At 73.7% G+C, this 17,321-nt stretch carries 17 protein-coding genes; 10 read left to right on the top strand and 7 right to left on the bottom strand.

Annotated elements, in window-relative coordinates; translation table 11 throughout:
* Nucleotides 1-29: 29 nt before the first annotated feature.
* Nucleotides 30-1,598, bottom strand: a complete 1,569-nt coding sequence (locus tag ACFRAV_RS13605; RefSeq protein ID WP_382554768.1) for a sensor histidine kinase — start codon at nucleotides 1,596-1,598, stop codon at nucleotides 30-32.
* Between the two features lie 206 nt (nucleotides 1,599-1,804).
* Entirely contained in the window at nucleotides 1,805-2,932 is a 1,128-nt protein-coding gene (locus tag ACFRAV_RS13610; RefSeq protein ID WP_382554771.1) for a lipid II:glycine glycyltransferase FemX, read from the bottom strand.
* 238 nt (nucleotides 2,933-3,170) lie between these two features.
* Here ACFRAV_RS13610 and ACFRAV_RS13615 point away from each other — a divergent pair, with 238 nt between their 5' ends.
* Both ACFRAV_RS13615 and ACFRAV_RS13620 read left to right on the top strand, forming a co-directional pair.
* Complete coding sequence (locus ACFRAV_RS13615; RefSeq protein WP_382554773.1) at nucleotides 3,171-4,193, top strand: phosphotransferase; 1,023 nt, start codon at nucleotides 3,171-3,173, stop codon at nucleotides 4,191-4,193.
* 159 nt (nucleotides 4,194-4,352) lie between these two features.
* Nucleotides 4,353-4,952 carry a hypothetical protein gene (locus ACFRAV_RS13620; protein ID WP_382554776.1) on the top strand — a complete coding sequence of 200 codons (600 nt, stop codon included), beginning with the start codon at nucleotides 4,353-4,355 and terminating at the stop codon, nucleotides 4,950-4,952.
* On the opposite strand, the gene ACFRAV_RS13625 is transcribed toward ACFRAV_RS13620, so the two are convergent.
* The gene (locus ACFRAV_RS13625; RefSeq protein WP_382554779.1) at nucleotides 4,946-5,455 is read right to left on the bottom strand and encodes a hypothetical protein; all 510 of its coding nucleotides are present in this window, start codon (nucleotides 5,453-5,455) and stop codon (nucleotides 4,946-4,948) included. The genes ACFRAV_RS13620 and ACFRAV_RS13625 overlap by 7 nt on opposite strands.
* 107 nt (nucleotides 5,456-5,562) lie before the next feature.
* On the opposite strand from ACFRAV_RS13625, the gene ACFRAV_RS13630 reads away from it, so the two are divergent.
* Nucleotides 5,563-6,414: a DUF3626 domain-containing protein gene (locus tag ACFRAV_RS13630; protein ID WP_382554782.1), complete on the top strand. Its 852-nt coding sequence runs from the start codon at nucleotides 5,563-5,565 to the stop codon at nucleotides 6,412-6,414.
* Between the two features lie 19 nt (nucleotides 6,415-6,433).
* Here the strand turns inward: ACFRAV_RS13630 and ACFRAV_RS13635 are convergent, their stop codons facing one another.
* A complete protein-coding gene (locus ACFRAV_RS13635; RefSeq protein WP_382554784.1) occupies nucleotides 6,434-7,084 on the bottom strand; it encodes a nucleoside/nucleotide kinase family protein in 651 nt (216 codons plus the stop codon).
* A 145-nt stretch (nucleotides 7,085-7,229) separates the two neighbouring features.
* Between ACFRAV_RS13635 and ACFRAV_RS13640 the strand changes: the two genes are divergently transcribed.
* Entirely contained in the window at nucleotides 7,230-8,018 is a 789-nt protein-coding gene (locus tag ACFRAV_RS13640) for a class I SAM-dependent methyltransferase (RefSeq protein WP_382554787.1), read from the top strand.
* 47 nt (nucleotides 8,019-8,065) lie between these two features.
* Here ACFRAV_RS13640 and ACFRAV_RS13645 read toward each other — a convergent pair whose 3' ends face one another.
* Nucleotides 8,066-9,145, bottom strand: a complete 1,080-nt coding sequence (locus tag ACFRAV_RS13645) for an acyltransferase family protein (RefSeq protein ID WP_382554789.1) — start codon at nucleotides 9,143-9,145, stop codon at nucleotides 8,066-8,068.
* Nucleotides 9,146-9,289: 144 nt separating this feature from the next.
* Between ACFRAV_RS13645 and ACFRAV_RS13650 the strand changes: the two genes are divergently transcribed.
* Nucleotides 9,290-10,942: an N-6 DNA methylase gene (locus tag ACFRAV_RS13650; RefSeq protein ID WP_382554791.1), complete on the top strand. Its 1,653-nt coding sequence runs from the start codon at nucleotides 9,290-9,292 to the stop codon at nucleotides 10,940-10,942.
* Between the two features lie 117 nt (nucleotides 10,943-11,059).
* Here the strand turns inward: ACFRAV_RS13650 and ACFRAV_RS13655 are convergent, their stop codons facing one another.
* Nucleotides 11,060-11,716, bottom strand: coding sequence for a hypothetical protein (locus ACFRAV_RS13655; RefSeq protein WP_382554794.1), 657 nt, complete (start codon nucleotides 11,714-11,716; stop codon nucleotides 11,060-11,062).
* Nucleotides 11,717-11,944: 228 nt separating this feature from the next.
* Between ACFRAV_RS13655 and ACFRAV_RS13660 the strand changes: the two genes are divergently transcribed.
* Nucleotides 11,945-12,343, top strand: coding sequence for a hypothetical protein (locus ACFRAV_RS13660; protein WP_382554797.1), 399 nt, complete (start codon nucleotides 11,945-11,947; stop codon nucleotides 12,341-12,343).
* Here ACFRAV_RS13660 and ACFRAV_RS13665 read toward each other — a convergent pair.
* On the bottom strand, nucleotides 12,261-12,956 hold the full coding sequence (locus ACFRAV_RS13665) for an HAD-IA family hydrolase (RefSeq protein ID WP_382554799.1): 696 nt from the start codon (nucleotides 12,954-12,956) through the stop codon (nucleotides 12,261-12,263). The two genes, ACFRAV_RS13660 and ACFRAV_RS13665, sit on opposite strands and share 83 nt — an antisense overlap.
* A 523-nt stretch (nucleotides 12,957-13,479) precedes the next feature.
* Between ACFRAV_RS13665 and ACFRAV_RS13670 the strand changes: the two genes are divergently transcribed.
* The 4 genes from ACFRAV_RS13670 (at nucleotide 13,480) to ACFRAV_RS13685 (ending at nucleotide 17,285) form a co-directional block, all read left to right on the top strand.
* Nucleotides 13,480-14,553 (top strand): glucose-1-phosphate thymidylyltransferase, encoded by a 1,074-nt coding sequence (locus ACFRAV_RS13670; RefSeq protein WP_382554802.1) that lies wholly within the window; start codon nucleotides 13,480-13,482, stop codon nucleotides 14,551-14,553.
* Between the two features lie 5 nt (nucleotides 14,554-14,558).
* Entirely contained in the window at nucleotides 14,559-15,527 is a 969-nt protein-coding gene (rfbB, locus tag ACFRAV_RS13675) for a dTDP-glucose 4,6-dehydratase (RefSeq protein ID WP_382554822.1), read from the top strand.
* Between the two features lie 70 nt (nucleotides 15,528-15,597).
* Nucleotides 15,598-16,482 carry a dTDP-4-dehydrorhamnose reductase gene (rfbD, locus tag ACFRAV_RS13680; RefSeq protein WP_382554804.1) on the top strand — a complete coding sequence of 295 codons (885 nt, stop codon included), beginning with the start codon at nucleotides 15,598-15,600 and terminating at the stop codon, nucleotides 16,480-16,482.
* The gene (locus ACFRAV_RS13685) at nucleotides 16,479-17,285 is read left to right on the top strand and encodes a class I SAM-dependent methyltransferase (protein ID WP_382554807.1); all 807 of its coding nucleotides are present in this window, start codon (nucleotides 16,479-16,481) and stop codon (nucleotides 17,283-17,285) included. Before rfbD ends, ACFRAV_RS13685 begins: the two co-directional genes overlap by 4 nt.
* Nucleotides 17,286-17,321: the final 36 nt, after the last annotated feature.

Raw genomic sequence — 17,321 nt, forward strand, 5'->3', positions numbered from 1 at the left:
GTCGGCGCTCGCGGGAGGGGGTCGCGGGATTACCTGTCCTCGGCTGTCGCCGAGTCGGACGCGCGGGGGGTGGTGCTCTTCTCACCGGCCTGGCCCGTGACGGCCTGCCGGAAGGCGTGGAACCGCGCAGCGTGTGCGGCGGGTCGGGGCGAGGGCGCGGGCCGGTCGCCGCCGTCCGGGGCGGCGCCCGGGGTGTTCGGCAGGCCGCCGGGGTGGGCGGCGGCGAAGGTCTGGCCGCGACGGCGCCGGGGGAGCGTGGCGCCTGAGCCCGAGGAGGGGGCGTCGGGTCCCGTGGCGGAGGTCGCGGGCGCGGCGGGCGCCGCGGCCGGGGAGCCCGCGCCGGGTGTCCCGCGGTCCGCCGACCGGCGCCGCGGGAGCGCGTCGGGGCCGGCCGTGGTCCTGGGGCCGGCGGGAGTGCGCTGGCTGGGGATCGCTCCGCCGGCCGGGCGTGCGGCGGCCGGCTCGGGGGCGGCGGAGGCCGGGGCGGTGGCGGAGGCCTCGGCGACCGCGGCGGGCGCGGGCTCGTCGGTCCGGGAGATCAGGTGGCGGGGGACGAGCACCAGCACCGCGGTGCCGCCCGTCGCGGAGGGGCGGAAGGAGACCGTGAGGTCGTGCTTGCGGGCCAGTTGCCCGACGACGGCCAGACCGAGCCGGGTGCCGGTGAGCGCCGACAGGTCGGGGGTGTCCCCGGAGACCGCGTGCTCGGCGCGGCGCAGGGCCGAGTCGCTCATGGTCAGGCCGCTGTCCTCGACGGTGACCAGCAGACCGGCCGGCACCTCGCTGACGTAGGTGTGGACCTCGGTGCTGGGCGGGCTGAAGTTGCAGGCGTTGTCGAGGAGTTCGGCCAGCACGTGCATCACGCCCTCGGCGGCGTGACCCGCCACGGACAGACTCGGCGGAACGGCTCTCAGGCGCACCCGCTGGTAGCCCGCGATACGGCCCATCGCGCCGCGCAGCACCGACTCCATGGCGATGGGACGCGCCCAGCGGCGTCCGGAGCGGGCGCCGCTGAGCACCGCGATGGAGTCCGCCAGCCGGCCGGCCTGCGCGGTGCGGTGGTCGACGTGCAGCAGGTCGGCCAGCACGTCGCCGTCGTTGTGCCGCTCCTCCATCTCCCGCAGTTCGGCGAGGGTGGAGGTGGACATGGCCTGCATGCGGCCGGCGGCGTTGGCGCAGGCGGCCAGCGCTGCGGCCCGGCGGGCCTCGCTGCGGCCCAGCGCCCGGACGGCCTGCTGGAGCGCCCGCACCTGCTCGGGCCGGGCGGGGGCCAGGGCCGCCCGTCTGCCGGTCCGGGTGAACTCGGCCAGCACCCGCTCGGCGGTGGCGCCCTCGGCGACGCGGGCGAGCGCCGCCGGCAGCGTGGTGTCCGCGAACCGCACTGCGTCCGCCTCGAGTTCGGCGTACCGCTCACGGGCGAGCCGTTCACGGCCGCGGAACCAGGCGGCGAGCCCGGAGGTGACCGTCACCAGGGCGGCCCCGCCGACGGCCCAGACGAACCCCTGGCCCTCGGCCGGGGCGGCGAACGCCACGACGCCTGCCAGCGCGCCGGTCGTCACTCCCCAGACGAACATGGCCGAGCGAGCTCGGGTAGGTCTCATCGGCGTACTCCTCAGCGGGCCAGGGGCAGCAGGGCGGCAACTCGGGGACACTATAGGGATGTTGTGTGTCTCGACTTGCCTGCTGGTGACCGAACTGTGAGGAGAAGTTGATCACAGATTTCTGACAATCGCCCACTTGTCACATCAAGTTGACCAAGGATGAGAGCGTCGACGACCTGTCAGAGGTAAGTTTTTTTACCCGGCGGTCATCGCCGTGCGGCCATGTACACCTCAAAAGCCTTGTGCAGGGCCTTGTTCAGGGGGTACTCCCACTCGCCGAGGTACTCCACGGCCTCGCCTCCGGTGCCCACCTTGAAGCGGAGCAGACCGAGCAGCGGGTCGTCCTCCTCCAGGGTGTCGGTGATCCCGCGCAGGTCGTAGACCGCGGCGCCGCGCTCGTGGGCGTCGCAGATCATCCGCCACTGCAGCGCGTTGCTCGGCTGCACCTCGCGGTGGCGTGTGGTGGAGGCGCCGTAGGAGTACCAGACGTGCTCACCCACCGTCAGCATGGTCGCCGCGGCCAGCGTCTCCCCGTCGTGCGACGCCAGGTACAGGCGCATCCGGCCCGGGTCCTCCGCGCGCAGCGCGTCCCACATGCGGCGGAAGTAACCCAGCGGGCGGGGGGTGAACCCGTCGCGCTTCGCGGTCTCCAGGTAGAGCTCGTGGAAGGTCCCCAGGTCCTCGCCGTCCCCCTCGACGACCTTGACCCCGGCCTTCTCGGCCTTCTTCACGTTGCGCCGCCACTGCTGGTTCAGGCCGTTCTGGACCTGCTCCAGCGTCCGTCCGGCGAGCGGCAGTTGGAAGACGTACCGCGGCTGCCCCAGGGCGAAGCCGCCCGAGCCGCCCTCGCCCGAGCGCCGCCAGCCGGACCGCCCCAGCCGTTCGGCGACCTCGTCGGCCCGCTCCTCGCGCGCGGACGGCTCCGCGTCCGCCAGCCGGTGCGCCGCCGGGTCGGCGACCGCCTCCTTGACCCGCTCGGCGCTCCACCGTCGGGACACCACCGGCGGACCCAGCCGCACGCTGAACGCGCCCAGACCCTTCAGGTGGTCCAGCATCGGCCGCAGCCACCCCTCGGCCAGCTCGGAGTCGTCCCAGTCCACCACCGGGCCCTCCGGGAGGTAGGCCAGCGAGCGGCCGATGCCGGGCATCGCCCGCAGCAGCGCGAGCCCCGCCCCCACCAGTCGTCCCTCCCCGTCGAACCAGCCCAGGTTCCGCGGCTGCCAGTCCTCCTTGACGTCGCCCCAGGCGGGGACCTGCAGATGGCTCACCGACGGCCGCGCCCGGACGAAGTCCAGATGCTCCTCGCGGGTGATCGCCCGAACCTCGCACCTCATACGTCTGCTCTCCTGCCCCGGACCGCCCGCCTGCGGGATTGCCGTCCAGCGGTGTCCGACGATCAGCCGACACGAACGCTGAAGGGTAGGCGCAGCCCACCGGCGGATCGGGGCACCAACACTCCGCGTCCACCGCCCCGCGCCACCGGCGCCAGGGGCGGGCCGCGACCGCGCGCCCTCGCTGTCGGCGGGGAGAAAACGCTGGTCGCGCGGCGTGTCCAGCTGATCCAATGACCTCATGCGGCACACGACGACGGACACCGACATCGACCGGGGCGACTGGCCGGACGCCGTCACCCCCTGGGGCGACGCCGCCTGGCGCACAGCGGCGGAGGCCTTCACCGCCGAAGGGCTGGCGGCGCACGGCCTGCGCCCGGCCGGGAAGCGGACCGCCCGGCTGCGTCCGTGGTCCGTCCTGGTCCGGATCCCCACCGACGACGGGTCGCGGGTCTGGTTCAAGGCCAACCCGCCCGCGAGCCGCTTCGAGGCGGGCCTGGCCCTCGCGCTGGACCGCCGGGTGCCCGGCCGCGTGCTCCGTCCGCTCGCCGTCGACGCCGGCCGCGGCTGGTCGCTGCTGCCCGACGGGGGCCCGGTCCTGGCCGACGTCCTCGCCGGGGCCGACGCCGGGGAGGCGACCCGTATCTGGGAGGAGATCCTGCCCCTCTACGCCCAGGTGCAGCAGACCCTCACCGGTCACACCGCCGAACTCACCGCGGCGGGCCTGCCCGAGGCGCGCACCGCCGCGCTGCCCGCGCTGTTCGAGCGGCTGCTGGCCGAGAACGCCGTCCACCTGGACACGGCCGAGCGCGCCCGGCTGGAGGCGGCCCGGCCGCTGATCGACGGGGCGAGCACGGAACTCGCCGCGCTGGGGATCGCCGACACCCTCGACCACTCCGACCTCCAGGACGCCCAGATCCTCCGGCCGGAACCGGGCCGCTACACCTTCTTCGACTGGGGCGACTCCTCCGTCACCCACCCGTTCTGCAGCCTGCTGGTCACCTCCCGGATCTTCCGCCGCCGGCACGGCGACGCCACGCTGCCCAGGCTCCGCGACGCCTACCTGGAGGCGTGGACCGGCCCAGGCCGCACCTCCGCCGAACTGCGGCGCGGCCTCGACCTGGCCCTGCGGCTGGCGGCACTGACCCGCGCCGCCGCCTGGGGGCGGCTCTTCCCGAGCAACGCCGAGGCGGGCGCGGCGCCCGGGGAGCGTCCGGCGGCCGCGCGCTGGCTGCTGCGGGTGCTGGACGGGACGCGGCTGTAAGCGGTTCGGGTGGAACGCGCCGTCCGGTGCAACCATGTCCCCCTTCCGGCTGTCGTATCAGGGGAAAGGGGACATCGTCCGCCGGCCGGCACCTCGGGCAACGGCCGCCCGGCGCGCGGGGGACCCGCAGCACCCGTGCTCGAGAGAGAAGGCACCCGCATGCGCCGCAGCACCGCAGCCGTGGTCACCGCCACGGCGATCGCCCTGACCCTTCCCGCCACCACGGCGACCGCCGCCACCGCGGCCTCGACGCCCCGCTTCCTCGCCCCCGCCGACCTCCCGCCGCACCCTTCGTCCGACTGGTACGCGGGCGCGGTCACGGCCGGCGTGCCCGACCCGGTGCCCTTCTGCTACGGCCAGGCGCTCCCCGGGGCGACCTCGCGGTACCGGGAGTTCTGGACCGACCTGGACGCCAATGCCCGCCAGGTGACCGTCGTCGAGAAGGACCGCGCCTCCGCCAAGGGCCTGGCCGAACTGCTGCGGCGCAGCGTGCGGCAGTGCGCGGCGCGGACCGAGGCGCAGTACCCGGACGTGGACGCCACGGTCCGCGACCTCGGCCGCCTCAACGTGGAGGAGGGCGCCCGGCTGTACGCGGTCCAGGTCACCACCGAGTACACCCGGGACGTCCACCTCTTCTCGGTGGGCCGCGACGACCGCACCGTGACGGTGGTCCAGTGGGGCCAGATGGGCCGCTTCAAGGACGCGCCCGTCACCGCCTTCCGTAACACCGCCCGGACCTCGGTCGCCAAGCTCTACTGAGACCCCGTCAGGCCGCCGTTCCACTCCGGGGGCAGGTCCGCGTCGCAGAACACGCACACGAAGTGCGCGTCCCGCACGACCTGGGCCTGCCCGCACCCCGGACACCACCGGAACACCACCGGCTCCGTGAAGCCGTCCGGGCGGCGGATCCCGGCCCGGTCCAGCGCCGTCGCCACCGCGGACCAGGAGGCCAGGTCCGGGCAGTAGCCCGTCGACAGGTTGCCGACCTCCGCCACCGCCCAGCTCCCCGTGCCGGCCGGCCGGAAGGAGATCTCCCCGGCCCCGAGCACCGGCTCCCCGCCCGCGCAGACCACGTGTTCGCTGCGTCGCGGGGCCAGCCGCATCACCCCGTCGAGGTCCACCACGTACGTGAACACCTCACCGGCCTCCGCCTCCCGCAGATCCTCCGGCCCTCGCAACGCCCGGCCCCCGCGCCCGGGCCGGGCCAGGGCCCTCAGCTCCTCCGGACCGACGTAGCGGTAGCGGTAACGGGACGCGGTCATGAACCGGGAAGATACCGGGACCCCTCCCCGACCAGGGTGCCGGTCCTCGCGGAGCCGTCGGGAAATCCGGCTGACGTGGCGCGCCCCGGCTGGGCAGACTGGCGGGCATGACCACGGACGCCGGCACCACCGTGCACGAGGCGGCGCTGCGGCACGTCGCCGCCCGGGCGGCGGGCGGGCCGCTCGCTGCGGGCACGCGCGTCACCGCGCACTTCCACCCCGACCGGCTGCTGCCCGGCGGCGCGCCGGTCCTCGCCGCGATGGCCGAGGACGGGGTCTACCTCTCCCAGTTCGTGACCGGCACCAGCAACGGCGGCCTGACGGCACATCCCGGCGGCGACCGGTGGCGGTGGGAGAGCCGCATCTTCGGCGGGGTCTACGACGCCGTGGAGGCGGCGCACCGGCCCGTCTACGGCGCGCTGAACCACCGTCACGACCCGATGGGCGCCGCGCCCCGGTTCGGGTCCTCGTACTTCCGGCTGACCTCGGCGGCCCTGCGGCGGGCGACCTTCTGCTACCCGGACAGCGCCGCCGAACCCACCGACTTCGGCGTCGCCGACCACTGCTCGGCGCTGGTCGGCCTGGCCGAGGCCGACCGCGACGCCGACGCGCTCGACCACTACGTCGAGGCCCACGTCCACGGCCCGGTCCGCTTCGACCGCGACGTCGAGGCCCTCGTCCTGGACCCCTGCTACCGCTCCACACCGGTGGAGGACGCCGCCCGCGCGCTGCCCTGCCCCGTCGAGTGGCACCCCGGATTCGTCCTCGACGTCGACGAACTGAGACGTCGCCCCGACTACCGCGGCCCCGAGTTCGTCGAACTCGGTGTCCGGATCGCCGTCGACGGCAGGATCGACCCGGCGGTCGTCGGCGCGGCCGCCCGTACCGGGGAGCACGATCCGCAGGCGCTCAAGAAGGTCTGGCACCTCCTCGCCCGCTTCGGCCGCCGCCCGGCATGACGCCGACCGCGCCGGGCGCTCACGGAGAATCCAGCGGCCCGTCCACGGTGATCACCCGGTCGCAGGCGTCCCGGGTGGCGGTCACCAGCTCCCCGTTGGGCCGGTCGTTGCCCGCCACCCAGGCCCGCGCCGCCTCGGCGGTGAAGCCGGTCGAGGTGTGCCGCCCGTGCAGGCGCTCCTCGCGCACCGCCTCGGGGGTGTCCAGGAACCACAGCGCGTCCAGACAGGCGCGGGCCGCCGGCCAGGGTCCCTCCCCGACGGCGAGGTAGTTCCCCTCGGTGACGACCAGCCGCGCCGCCGGCTCCACCACGTGGAGCGCCGCCACCGGCTCGTGCAGGGTGCGCGAGTAGCCGGGCGCGTACACCGGCTCGTCGCCCTCCTCCCGAAGCCGCCGCAGCAGCGCGGCGAAGCCCCAGCCGTCGAAACTCGGCTCGGAGCCCTTCCGGTTGGTCAGCCCCAGGCGATCCAACTGGAGGTTGGAGAGGTGCCAGCCGTCCATCGGGACGTACGCCGCCGCGCCCGGCCCCAGCCGCTCGGCGGCGGCCGCCACCAGGTGCTCGGCCAGGGTCGACTTCCCGGCCCCCGGCGCCCCCGCGATGCCGAGGATCACCCGCCCGGGCGCCCTCTCCGTCAGGGTCAGCGTCTCCCGCAGCAGTGTCGTGGCGTCCATGGACGCCATCGGACCACGTCCACCCCGCGGGCCGCAGCACCCCTGTGACCCAACTCTCCACGAGGTGTCCTGTCCCGCCCCCGAGCCGTGCGCGAGGATCGGCGGACGATCTTGTGTGAACGTCTTCGCAGCACAGGGAGCACCCATGGAGCGCAGCGACCGGAGCAACCCGGACTTCGGGCTCACCGCCGAGGACTACCGACGCCACCGCGCCGGATTCCCCCCGGAACTCGTCACCCGTCTGGCCGGCCACGGCGTCGAGCCGTCCGGCCGCGACGTCCTGGACATCGGCACCGGCACCGGGAGCCTGGCCCGTCTGATGGCGCTGGCGGGCGGCCGGGTGACCGGCGTCGACCCGGCGGCCCCGCTGCTCGAACAGGCCCGGGGACTGGACGCCGAGGCCGGCGTGGGCGTCGAGTACCGGGTGGGAACCGCCGAGGCCACCGGTCTGCCGGACGCAGCCTTCGACATCGTCACGGCCGGACAGTGCTGGCACTGGTTCGACGCCCCCCGCGCCGCCGCCGAGGTCCGGCGGCTGCTGCGCCCGGGCGGCCACGTGGTCATCGCCCACTTCGACTGGCTGCCGCTGCCCGGCAACGTGGTCGCAGCCACCGAGGAACTGATCCTCGCCCACAACCCGCACTGGTCCATGGCCGGCGGCACCGGCCTGCACCCGCGCTGGCTGACCGACCTGGCCACCGCCGGGTTCCGGGACATCGAGACCTTCTCCTTCGACCTGGAGGTCCCCTACCGGCCCGAGGACTGGGTGGGCCGGATCCGCGCCAGCGCCGGGGTGGGCGCGAGCCTCCCGGAGGACGGCGTGCGCGCCTTCTCCGACGAGCTCACCGCCGTCCTGCGTGACCGCTTCCCCGGGGACCCGTTGCGCGTCCCGCACCGGACCTGGGCGGTCACCGCCCGGACACCCCTCGCCTGACCCGCGCGCCTTCCGCGCGGGAGCCTCCCGCTCCCGCGCGGGCCGGGTCAGCGCCGGACGGCCTCGCGCTGTTCCCGGAACGCCCGGTCCGTCCTCGGCTCCACCACCGGCCGGAACAGCCGCCGCACCGGCGCCGTGCACAGCGCCGTCACCACCAGCGCGCCCAGGACCGTCACCGCGAGGAGTCCGGCGCCGCCGTAGGGACGCAGCAGGTCGTAGAAGCTCGTGTGGGCGAGGAACTTCATGAAGAAGCCGTGCAGCAGATAGCCGTACAGGGTCCCCTCGCCGAGCGCGGTGAACCACGTCCGGCGAGCCGGCACCCAGGCGAGGAAGCAGACGACCAGGGCCACGCCGCAGCCGAACAGCAACAGCGTCATCAGCGGTCCCGCCCACCACGGCATGCCCAGCTGCTGCGCGGCACTGCTGTGGTAGAGCCAGGCGTAGTTCATCCGCGGCACCGCCCACCAGGCCGCCGCCAGGCCCGCCACCGCCACCGGCACCGACAACACCCTCACCACCGGGTGCCGCACCAGCGCGAAGTGCTCCGGCCGCAGACCGAGCCCGAGGACGAAGTACGGCAGGAACTGCAGCACCCGCTGCAGGTCGAGGTCCTCGCCGATCGAGGGGGACAGGGCGGCCAGCATCGCCACCCCCAGCGCCACCGGCAGCGGCCACCGCAGCGACCGCCACAGCGGCGCGGTCAGCCGCCAGACGAACAGCGCCGCCAGGAACCAGGTCACGTAGGTGGGGTCCAGCAGGGTGACGGGCCGTCCGGGGTCGTCGTCGCTCCAGCGGGTGAAGAGCGCGTACGCGGTCTCGAAGAGGACGTAGGGCACGACGACGCCGGTCACCAGCCGCCGGACCCGGTGCGGCGAGGCGTCGAAGGACCGGGAGAAGTAGCCGGAGACCACGATGAACGCCGGCATGTGGAAGGCGTAGACGAACATGTAGAGGGCGAGGACCCCGCGGTCGCCCTCCCGCAGCGGCTCCCAGACGTGGCCGACCGCCACCAGGAGGATCGCCAGGAACTTGGCGTTGTCGAAGAACGCGTCACGGGAGGCCGGCGCGCCCAGGCCCTTGTCCGGTGCGGAGTGCGTCCGCGGAGCGGTGGAGGTCGCCGTTGACATGCGCCTGCGCCTCACCGGCCAGGCGGAGGCCAAACCTCCGCATCCACCCCTATGGCGCACTTCACTCGATCGGAGCAATCCACGTGAACGGTGTCAACGCCCCTTCGTTGAACAGTTCCCCCGGTGCTGTGTACGGTGTGCGCCATGACTGACAGCGCTGGGAGCCAGGCGGCAGGAGCTTTGGTGACCGGCTCGGAGATCGCCCGTCTCGCCGGCGTCACCCGCGCCGCCGTCTCCAACTGGCGAAGACGGTACGACGACTTCCCCGAACCGGCCGGGGGCGGCCCCAACAGTCCGCTCTTCGCCCTCGCCGAGATCCGCTCCTGGCTGGAGCGCCAGCGCAAGGGGCAGGACGTCTCCGAGGAGGTCAGGCTCTGGCAGACCCTCCGCGGCGCCTACGGCGACGACATGGTCACCGCCCTCGCCGACACGGCCGCGCACGTCGACGACCCGGACGCGCTCACCCCGCTCCCCGAGGAGGCCGTACGGCTCGTGGGGCGCCTGCTCGACCGCGGCTCCGCCGCCGACCTGGTCACCGGACTCGCGGAACGCTTCACGGACTCCGTCCGCCGCGCCGCGTCCGACCAGGTCACCACCGCCCGCGTGGTGCGGGCCGTGCGCCACTTCGCCGGACGCGTGGCCAAGGACGCCGTGGTCTTCGACCCGGCCTGCGGGATCGGCACCCTGCTCCTGCGCGTGGGACCCGAACGCGGACCGCGGCGCCTCGGGCAGGAGATCGACCCGGACAGCGCGCGCTTCGCCCAGCTGAGGGCCGACCTGACGGGCCGCGCCGGAGTGGAGATCGCGGTCGGGGACTCGCTGCGCGAGGACCGGCTGCCGGAACTCAAGGCCGACCTGGTCGTCTGCGACCCGCCCGTCGGGGACACCGACTGGGGCCGGGAACAGCTCCTGCTGGACCGCCGCTGGGAGTTGGGCACGCCGTCCCGGGCGGAGAGCGAACTCGCCTGGCTTCAGCACGCGTACGCGCACACCGCCCCCGGCGGCCGGGTGCTGATGGTGATGCCCGCCTCGGTCGCCTACCGCAAGGCGGGCCGCCGCATCAGGGCCGAACTGGTCCGGCGCGGCATCCTCACCCAGGTCACCGCGCTCGCCCCGGGCACCGCCGCCTCGCACGCCCAGCCCGTCCACCTCTGGCACCTGCGCCGCCCCACGGGGCCCGGCGACACCGCCGCCGCGGTGCGGATGGTCGACCTCACCGCCGAGGATCCGGACGGACCGCTGGAACCCGGACCGGCCCAGACGGCGGAGATCGCCCTGATCGACCTGCTCGACGACGCCGTCGACCTCACCCCGGGGCGCCATGTCGAGGACTCCACCCGCGACTTCGCCGCCGAGTACCAGGAACTGCGGCGGCAGCTGGACGAGAGACTGACACGGCTCGGGTTGCTGCTGCCCGCACTCGCGGAGGGGCGGGGGCCCGGTTCCCTGGAGGGATCCACCGTGAGCGTCGCCGAACTCGCGCGGGCCGGGCTGGTCAGCCACGGGGCCGACGAACCCGTCTCGACCAGCGAGCAGTTGGACACCGACTACCTACGCGGCTTCCTGCGCTCGTCGGCCAATGTCCGCCGCTCCACCTCGCTCAGCGGGACGTTCCGCCTCGACGGGCGGGGTGCGCGGGTGCCGCAGATGGACATCGACGAGCAACGCCGGTACGGGGCGGCGTTCCGCACCCTGCGCGAGTTCGAGACCTCTGCCCGCGAGATCGCCGACCTCACGGCGCGGATCGCCGAACTGGCGGGCGAGGGGCTGGGCAACGGGGCGCTGGCCCCCGGTTAGCAGAGCGGTCGGCGCGGGACGGCCCCGGACCGCGGCGTGCGGTCCGGGGCCGGCCGGTTGCTCGGGGCGGGCGGCGTGCTCACTCGTCCGGCGCGCCGGAGGGAGGGCCGCCCGGCGTCACGGGGTCGGAGGCGGAGAGAGCTCCAGGCAGACGGCCTCGACCGTGGCCACGGTGCTGGCCATGCCGGTGTTCCGGAAGGTCACCGCCCAGGTGGTCGGCGAGGTCGCCTCGCTCGAGAGGACGACCAGGGGCGGGGACGCGGCGGACTCCGTGACGTAGCCGCCGCCGGTGACGGTGGTCCCGTCCCCGCAGAAGGCCGTGATCGTGGCCGTCTCACCGGGGTCGAGGGTGTCGGACGCCGACGGGCTCGTGGTCTCGGAGACCTCACCGGGAGGGCCCTGCTCGCCCGTTTCGCCCTGGGGGCCTTCGGGTCCCGCCGGGCCTTCCGCCCCTTGCGGACCCTCCGGTCCCGCGGGTCCCGCCGCTCCTTCCGGTCCCGCGGGACCGGCGACGCCCGCCGGGCCCTGCGGTCCGGACGGACCCGCCTCGCCCTGCGGCCCGGACGGGCCGGGCTCGCCCTGCGGTCCGGCCGGGCCCGCGGGCCCGGGCCTGCCGCCCCCGCCGCCCCCGCACGAGTGGTCGCAGTCGTGCGAGGCGGCCCGGTCCGTGCCCGCCTCGGCGGCCATGACCTGCGGCGCCACCGCGCCGGAGACGAGGGCCGCCGTGAGCACGGGCAGGCCTGCGCGGCAGAGCCGACGTATCGACTTCTTCAAGGTTGCTCCCGATGAGGTGAAGGGGCCCGGCAGCGGGGAACACGTCGAGCGGTTCCCGCCGGGTCTCGATCGACGTCACCGATCCCAGCACGAGGCGCGACACGCCGCTCGGCGAGAGCACTCCTCCGGGCTACCGGCGCCGGCGGACGTCATCCGGACGGCCGTGTGCCGTGACCGTTCGGAGCCCGCGGAAGAGGCCGCAGCGGCCAGGTGAGCAGGGGGAATTCGATGGAGCACAGGCCCGACCCGATCCAGATCATCACCCGCCCCAGCACGTCGGTGGCGCAGGACCGGATCCAGGCGCTGGGGGCCTGGATGGACGCGGCCCGCCACGCCGGATGGCGGGTGGACCCTCTGGACGAGCCGGTGGACTGGCCGGCGGGGGAGTGCGGCCTGGTCGACATCGAGGGGCTGCGCTACCTGCTCCGGGTCGGCCTGCGCGGCCGCACCCGGGCCATGCTGCTGCCGGCCGCGCACGCGGACCGCGCCGTGGCCCGGCCGGTCGCGGGCGACACCGCGAGCGCGACCCGACCGGTGCTTCAACTCACGACGTGGGCCGAACCGTTGCTCGACGTGGAGCTGTACCGGCGGCGGCCCCCGAGGGCGCTGCCGCGCCGGGAGCGGTGAACAGCGGCTCCAGCGCCTGCCGCAGATCCTCCACGGAGCGGTACCGCACGGCGGACATGCCGAGCGCCGCGGCCGCCTCGGTGTTCTCCGCCCGGTCGTCCACGAACAGGCAGCGCTCCGGCGCGACCCCGGCCAGCCGGCAGGCGGTCCGGTAGATCTCCGGGTCGGGCTTGGCGACGCCCTCCCACGCGCTGTTGACGACATGGTGGGCGAGGTCGCCGATCCCCATGGCCTCCAGTTCGCCCTCCAGCCCGGCCGTCGCGTTGGTGACGATCACCAGCCGCACCAGGTCCCGTGCCCGGCGCAGCAGTTCGACCGCCTCGGGGTCCGCGCGGAACGGCGCGTCCGCCATGGCCCGCGCCAGTTCGAGGGCCCGGCCGGGAGACACGAAGGGGGCCAGCCGCCCGGCGACGGACTCCGTCCACCGCCCGACGCCTACGCGCCCGAGCAGCAGCGGGAGATCGAGGTCGGGCGCGTAGGCCACTGACGCGGTGAGACCGGCGGCGAGGCCCGACTCCCGCTCGAGCGAGGTGAGTTCGGAGAAGTCGTAGAGACGGACGACGTTGTCGAGGTCGCAGAGAACGGCGTCGAAGGAGCGCGGCGGGGGTGTCACGACCCCAGCCTCCCACGGTGTCCGAGCCGGGTCCCGGCGTGTCCCCCCCAGGTCACGCCGGGACCGGTCGGCCCCCCTGCTGATCCCCCCCCGGGATCCCCCCTCAGGTCCCCCCCCCGAGGCGCACCGGCCCGCCCCCCGACGAGGCGGTGCGTCCGAGGAAGACGCTACACGAATGTGTCGGGTTACACCAGGAGCTTGTTCTGTTGACATCGTCAACAGAAACTTTCGAAGCCATGGCCAACACGTGGTGGTGGAGCGCGGAAAACGCGGCTCGGGTTGATCGACCGCCGACCGACGGAGAAGGTTGTACGGCACGGAGGAAAAACTTTCGGCTTCTTCCGCCCACCCGTCAGCCCTCCGTCGGCCCGCCCACCCGTCAGCCCCCGTCGACCTGCCCGTCAGCTCACCCGCTCGCCCGGCGCGGAGCCCGCGGAGCGGCGTGTCACGCGGAAGCGGGAAAAGACCGTCGCATCGTCCGGTTCGCCGCCCGGCGGCGGCGGGCGCGGCTAGTGTGGACCGAATGAAGGCTCTTGTCCTGTCAGGTGGAGCCGGTACGCGACTGCGGCCGATCACCCACACGTCGGCCAAACAGCTCGTGCCGGTGGCCAACAAGCCGGTGCTGTTCTACGGACTGGAATCCATCGCCGACGCCGGGATAACCGAGGTCGGAATGATCGTCGGGGACACCGCCGACGAGATCCGTGCCGCGGTCGGGGACGGCTCGCGGTTCGGCCTCCAGGTGACGTACATCCCGCAGGAGAAGCCGCTCGGGCTGGCCCACGCGGTGCTGATCGCACGGGACTTCCTCGGTGAGGACGACTTCGTCATGTACCTCGGCGACAACTTCATCGTCGGCGGCATCAACGACATCGTCGACGACTTCCGGGCCAGCCGCCCCGACGCCCAGATCCTGCTGACCAAGGTCCCCGATCCCCGCGCCTTCGGCGTCGCCGTCCTCGACGAGGAGGGCCAGGTGGTGACCCTGGAGGAGAAGCCCGAGCGGCCCGAGAGCGACCTGGCGCTGGTCGGCGTCTACCTGTTCACGCCGCGGATCCACCAGGCGGTGCGCTCCATCGAGCCCTCCCGGCGAGGCGAACTGGAGATCACCCACGCCATCCAGCGGCTGATCGACGACCGGGCGGCCGTGCGGTCCACCGTCATCCAGGGGTACTGGAAGGACACCGGGAACGTGGTCGACATGCTCGAGGTCAACCGGATGGTCCTCGAGTCGCTGGAGCCGCGCAACGACGGGGAGGTGGACGAGGAGAGCGAGACGGTCGGCCGGGTCGTGATCGAGGCGGGCGCCCGGGTGACCCGCTCGAGGATCGTGGGCCCCGCCGTCATCGGCGCCGGCACCCGGATCGACGACTCCTACGTCGGACCGTTCACCTCGGTGGGCGAGAACTGCACCGTCAGCGGCAGCGAGCTGGAGTTCTCGATCCTGCTGCGGGACGCCACCATCGAGGGCGTCGGACGCATCGAGTCCTCCCTGATCGGCCGCCACGCCGAGGTGACCACGCAGTCGGCGCCTGGCGTGCCCAGCGCCCACCGTCTCGTCCTCGGCGACCACAGCAAGGTGCGGATCCAGCCATGACCTCCCTGAACCTCCTCGTCACCGGCGCCGCCGGCTTCATCGGGTCCACCTACGTGCGCAACCTCCTGGCGGACGGCGCCGAGGACCTGCGCGTCACCGTGCTCGACAAGCTCACCTACGCGGGCACCCTCGACAACCTGCCGCTGGACCATCCGCGGCTGGAGTTCGTCCAGGGCGACATCCGCGACGCCGAGCTGGTGGACAAACTGATGGGAGCCGCCGACCAGGTCGTCCACTTCGCCGCCGAGTCCCACGTGGACCGCTCGATCACCGGCGCCGCGGACTTCGTCCTCACCAACGTGGTCGGCACCCAGACCCTGCTGGACGCCGCCCTGAGGCACCGAGTGGGTCCCTTCGTGCACATCTCCACCGACGAGGTGTACGGCTCCATCGCGTCGGGTTCCTGGCCGGAGACCCACCCCCTCGCGCCCAACTCGCCCTACTCCGCCTCCAAGGCGTCCTCCGACCTGCTCGCCCTGGCCTACCACCGGACCCACGGCATGGACGTCCGGGTCACCCGCTGCTCGAACAACTACGGGCCCCACCAGTTCCCCGAAAAGGTGATTCCCCTCTTCGTCACCAACCTCCTCGACGGCAGGAAGGTGCCGCTCTACGGCGACGGGCGCAACGTCCGCGACTGGCTGCACGTGGAGGACCACTGCCAGGGCGTCGAACTCGTCCGAACCCGGGGCTCAGCAGGGGAGATCTACAACATCGGGGGCGGCACCGAGCTCTCCAACAAGGAGCTCACCGGCCTGCTCCTGGAGGCCTGCGGGGCCGGCTGGGACATGGTCGAGTACGTCGAGGACCGCAAGGGACACGACCTGCGCTACTCCGTCGACTGGGGCAAGGCGCGTACCGAACTCGGCTACCATCCGCGGCACGACTTCCCCGCCTCTCTCGCCGACACCGTCAACTGGTACCGCGAGAACCGGGGTTGGTGGGAGCCGTTGAAGGAGCGGGCCGGCGGGTGAGCCGCTCCTGCGGTCAGGGCGGCCGGCCCGTCACCGGCCGTCGGAGCACGGGAAGTACGGAGAGGCGCGCATGAGATGGCTCGTCACCGGCGCAGCGGGCATGCTCGGCCGGGACACCGCGCAGGAACTGGCACGCCGCGGCGAGGAGACGGTGACCCTCGGCCGCGCCGAACTCGACATCACGAGTGAGGACGACGTCCGTGCCGCCCTCGCCGCGCACCGGCCCGACGTGGTCGTCAACTGCGCCGCCTACACGGCCGTCGACGACGCCGAGACCGACGAGGCGACCGCCCTGCGGATCAACGGCGACGGCCCCCGCACCCTCGCCAGGGCCTGTGCCGAACAGGGCACGGCCCGCCTGATCCACGTCTCCACCGACTACGTCTTCGACGGCCGGGCCACCGCTCCCTACCCCGAGGACCACCCCACCGCCCCGCGCACCGCCTACGGCCGCACCAAACTGGCCGGCGAGCGGGCGGTCCTCGACGAACTGCCCGGCCGGGGCGCCGTCGTGCGCACCGCCTGGCTCTACGGCGTCCACGGCGGCAACTTCGTGCGCACCATGACCCGGCTCGAATCCCGCCGGGACACCCTCGACGTCGTCGCCGACCAGCGCGGCCAGCCCACCTGGAGCGCCGACGTCGCCGGCCGGATCGCCGACCTCGGCGCCCGGCTCGGCGCGGACGACCCGGACGCCACCGGCGTCTTCCACGCGACCAGCTCCGGCGAGGCCACCTGGCACGAACTGGCCCAGGAGGTCTTCCGCCTGCTCGACGCCGACCCGGCCCGGGTACGCCCCGTCACCAGCGAGGCGTTCCCCCGGCCCGCACCCCGCCCCGCCTACAGCGCCCTCGCGCACCACCGGTGGCGGCCGCTCGGTCTGCCGCCCCTGCGCGACTGGCGCGCCGCCCTTCAAGTTGCCCTCCCGCTCATCCGCAAGGAGTCCTGTTCGTGAAGCGCCACGAGTTCCTGAGGGAGCTCCACAAGACCTGCGCCAACCGGAACTACCTGGAGATCGGCGTCAACGACGGCCGCAGCCTCACCCTCTCCCGGGTCCCGAGCATCGCCGTCGACCCCGCCTTCAAGGTGGTCACGGAGATCCGGTGCGACGTCCACCTGGTGAAGGCCACCAGTGACGACTTCTTCGCCCGCGAGAACCCCCTGGGGCACCTCAAGGGCGGCCGCCACCCGCTGCGCAACCTCGCCCGCAACCGCAGCCCGTTCGGCTACTGGCAGGACGTCACGCTGGACCTGTCGTTCATCGACGGCATGCACCTCTTCGAGTACGCCCTGCGGGACTTCATCAACGTCGAGAAGCACTCCGACTGGGCCAGTGTCGTCGTCCTCGACGACATGCTGCCGCGCAACGTCGACGAGGCGGCGCGCGACCGGCACACCAACGCGTGGACCGGCGACGTCTACAAGGTCGTCGAGATCCTTCAGCGCTACCGGCCCGACCTGAGGACCGTGCTGGTCGACACCCAGCCCACCGGACAGCTGCTGGTCTTCGGCGCCGACCCGACCAACACGGTGCTGCAGGACAAGTACGACGAGATCATGGCCGAGTTCGAGGTCCCCGACCCGCAGAAGGTGCCGGAGTCGATCCTCGGCCGCACCACCGCGGTGCGCGCCGAGGACCTGCTGAACGCCGGGTTCTGGAAGCCGCTGGTCCACGCCCGCAACCGGGGCACCAAGCGCGCCAAGGGCTGGGAGCAGCTGAGCAGGTCGCTGGACCTGCTCACCGGCGAGCGGGGCTGACCGACGACGGCGGAGGCGGGACCCCGGGGTCCCGCC

This window comes from Streptomyces sp. NPDC056600, assembly GCF_042792855.1.
Taxonomy (GTDB): domain Bacteria; phylum Actinomycetota; class Actinomycetes; order Streptomycetales; family Streptomycetaceae; genus Streptomyces.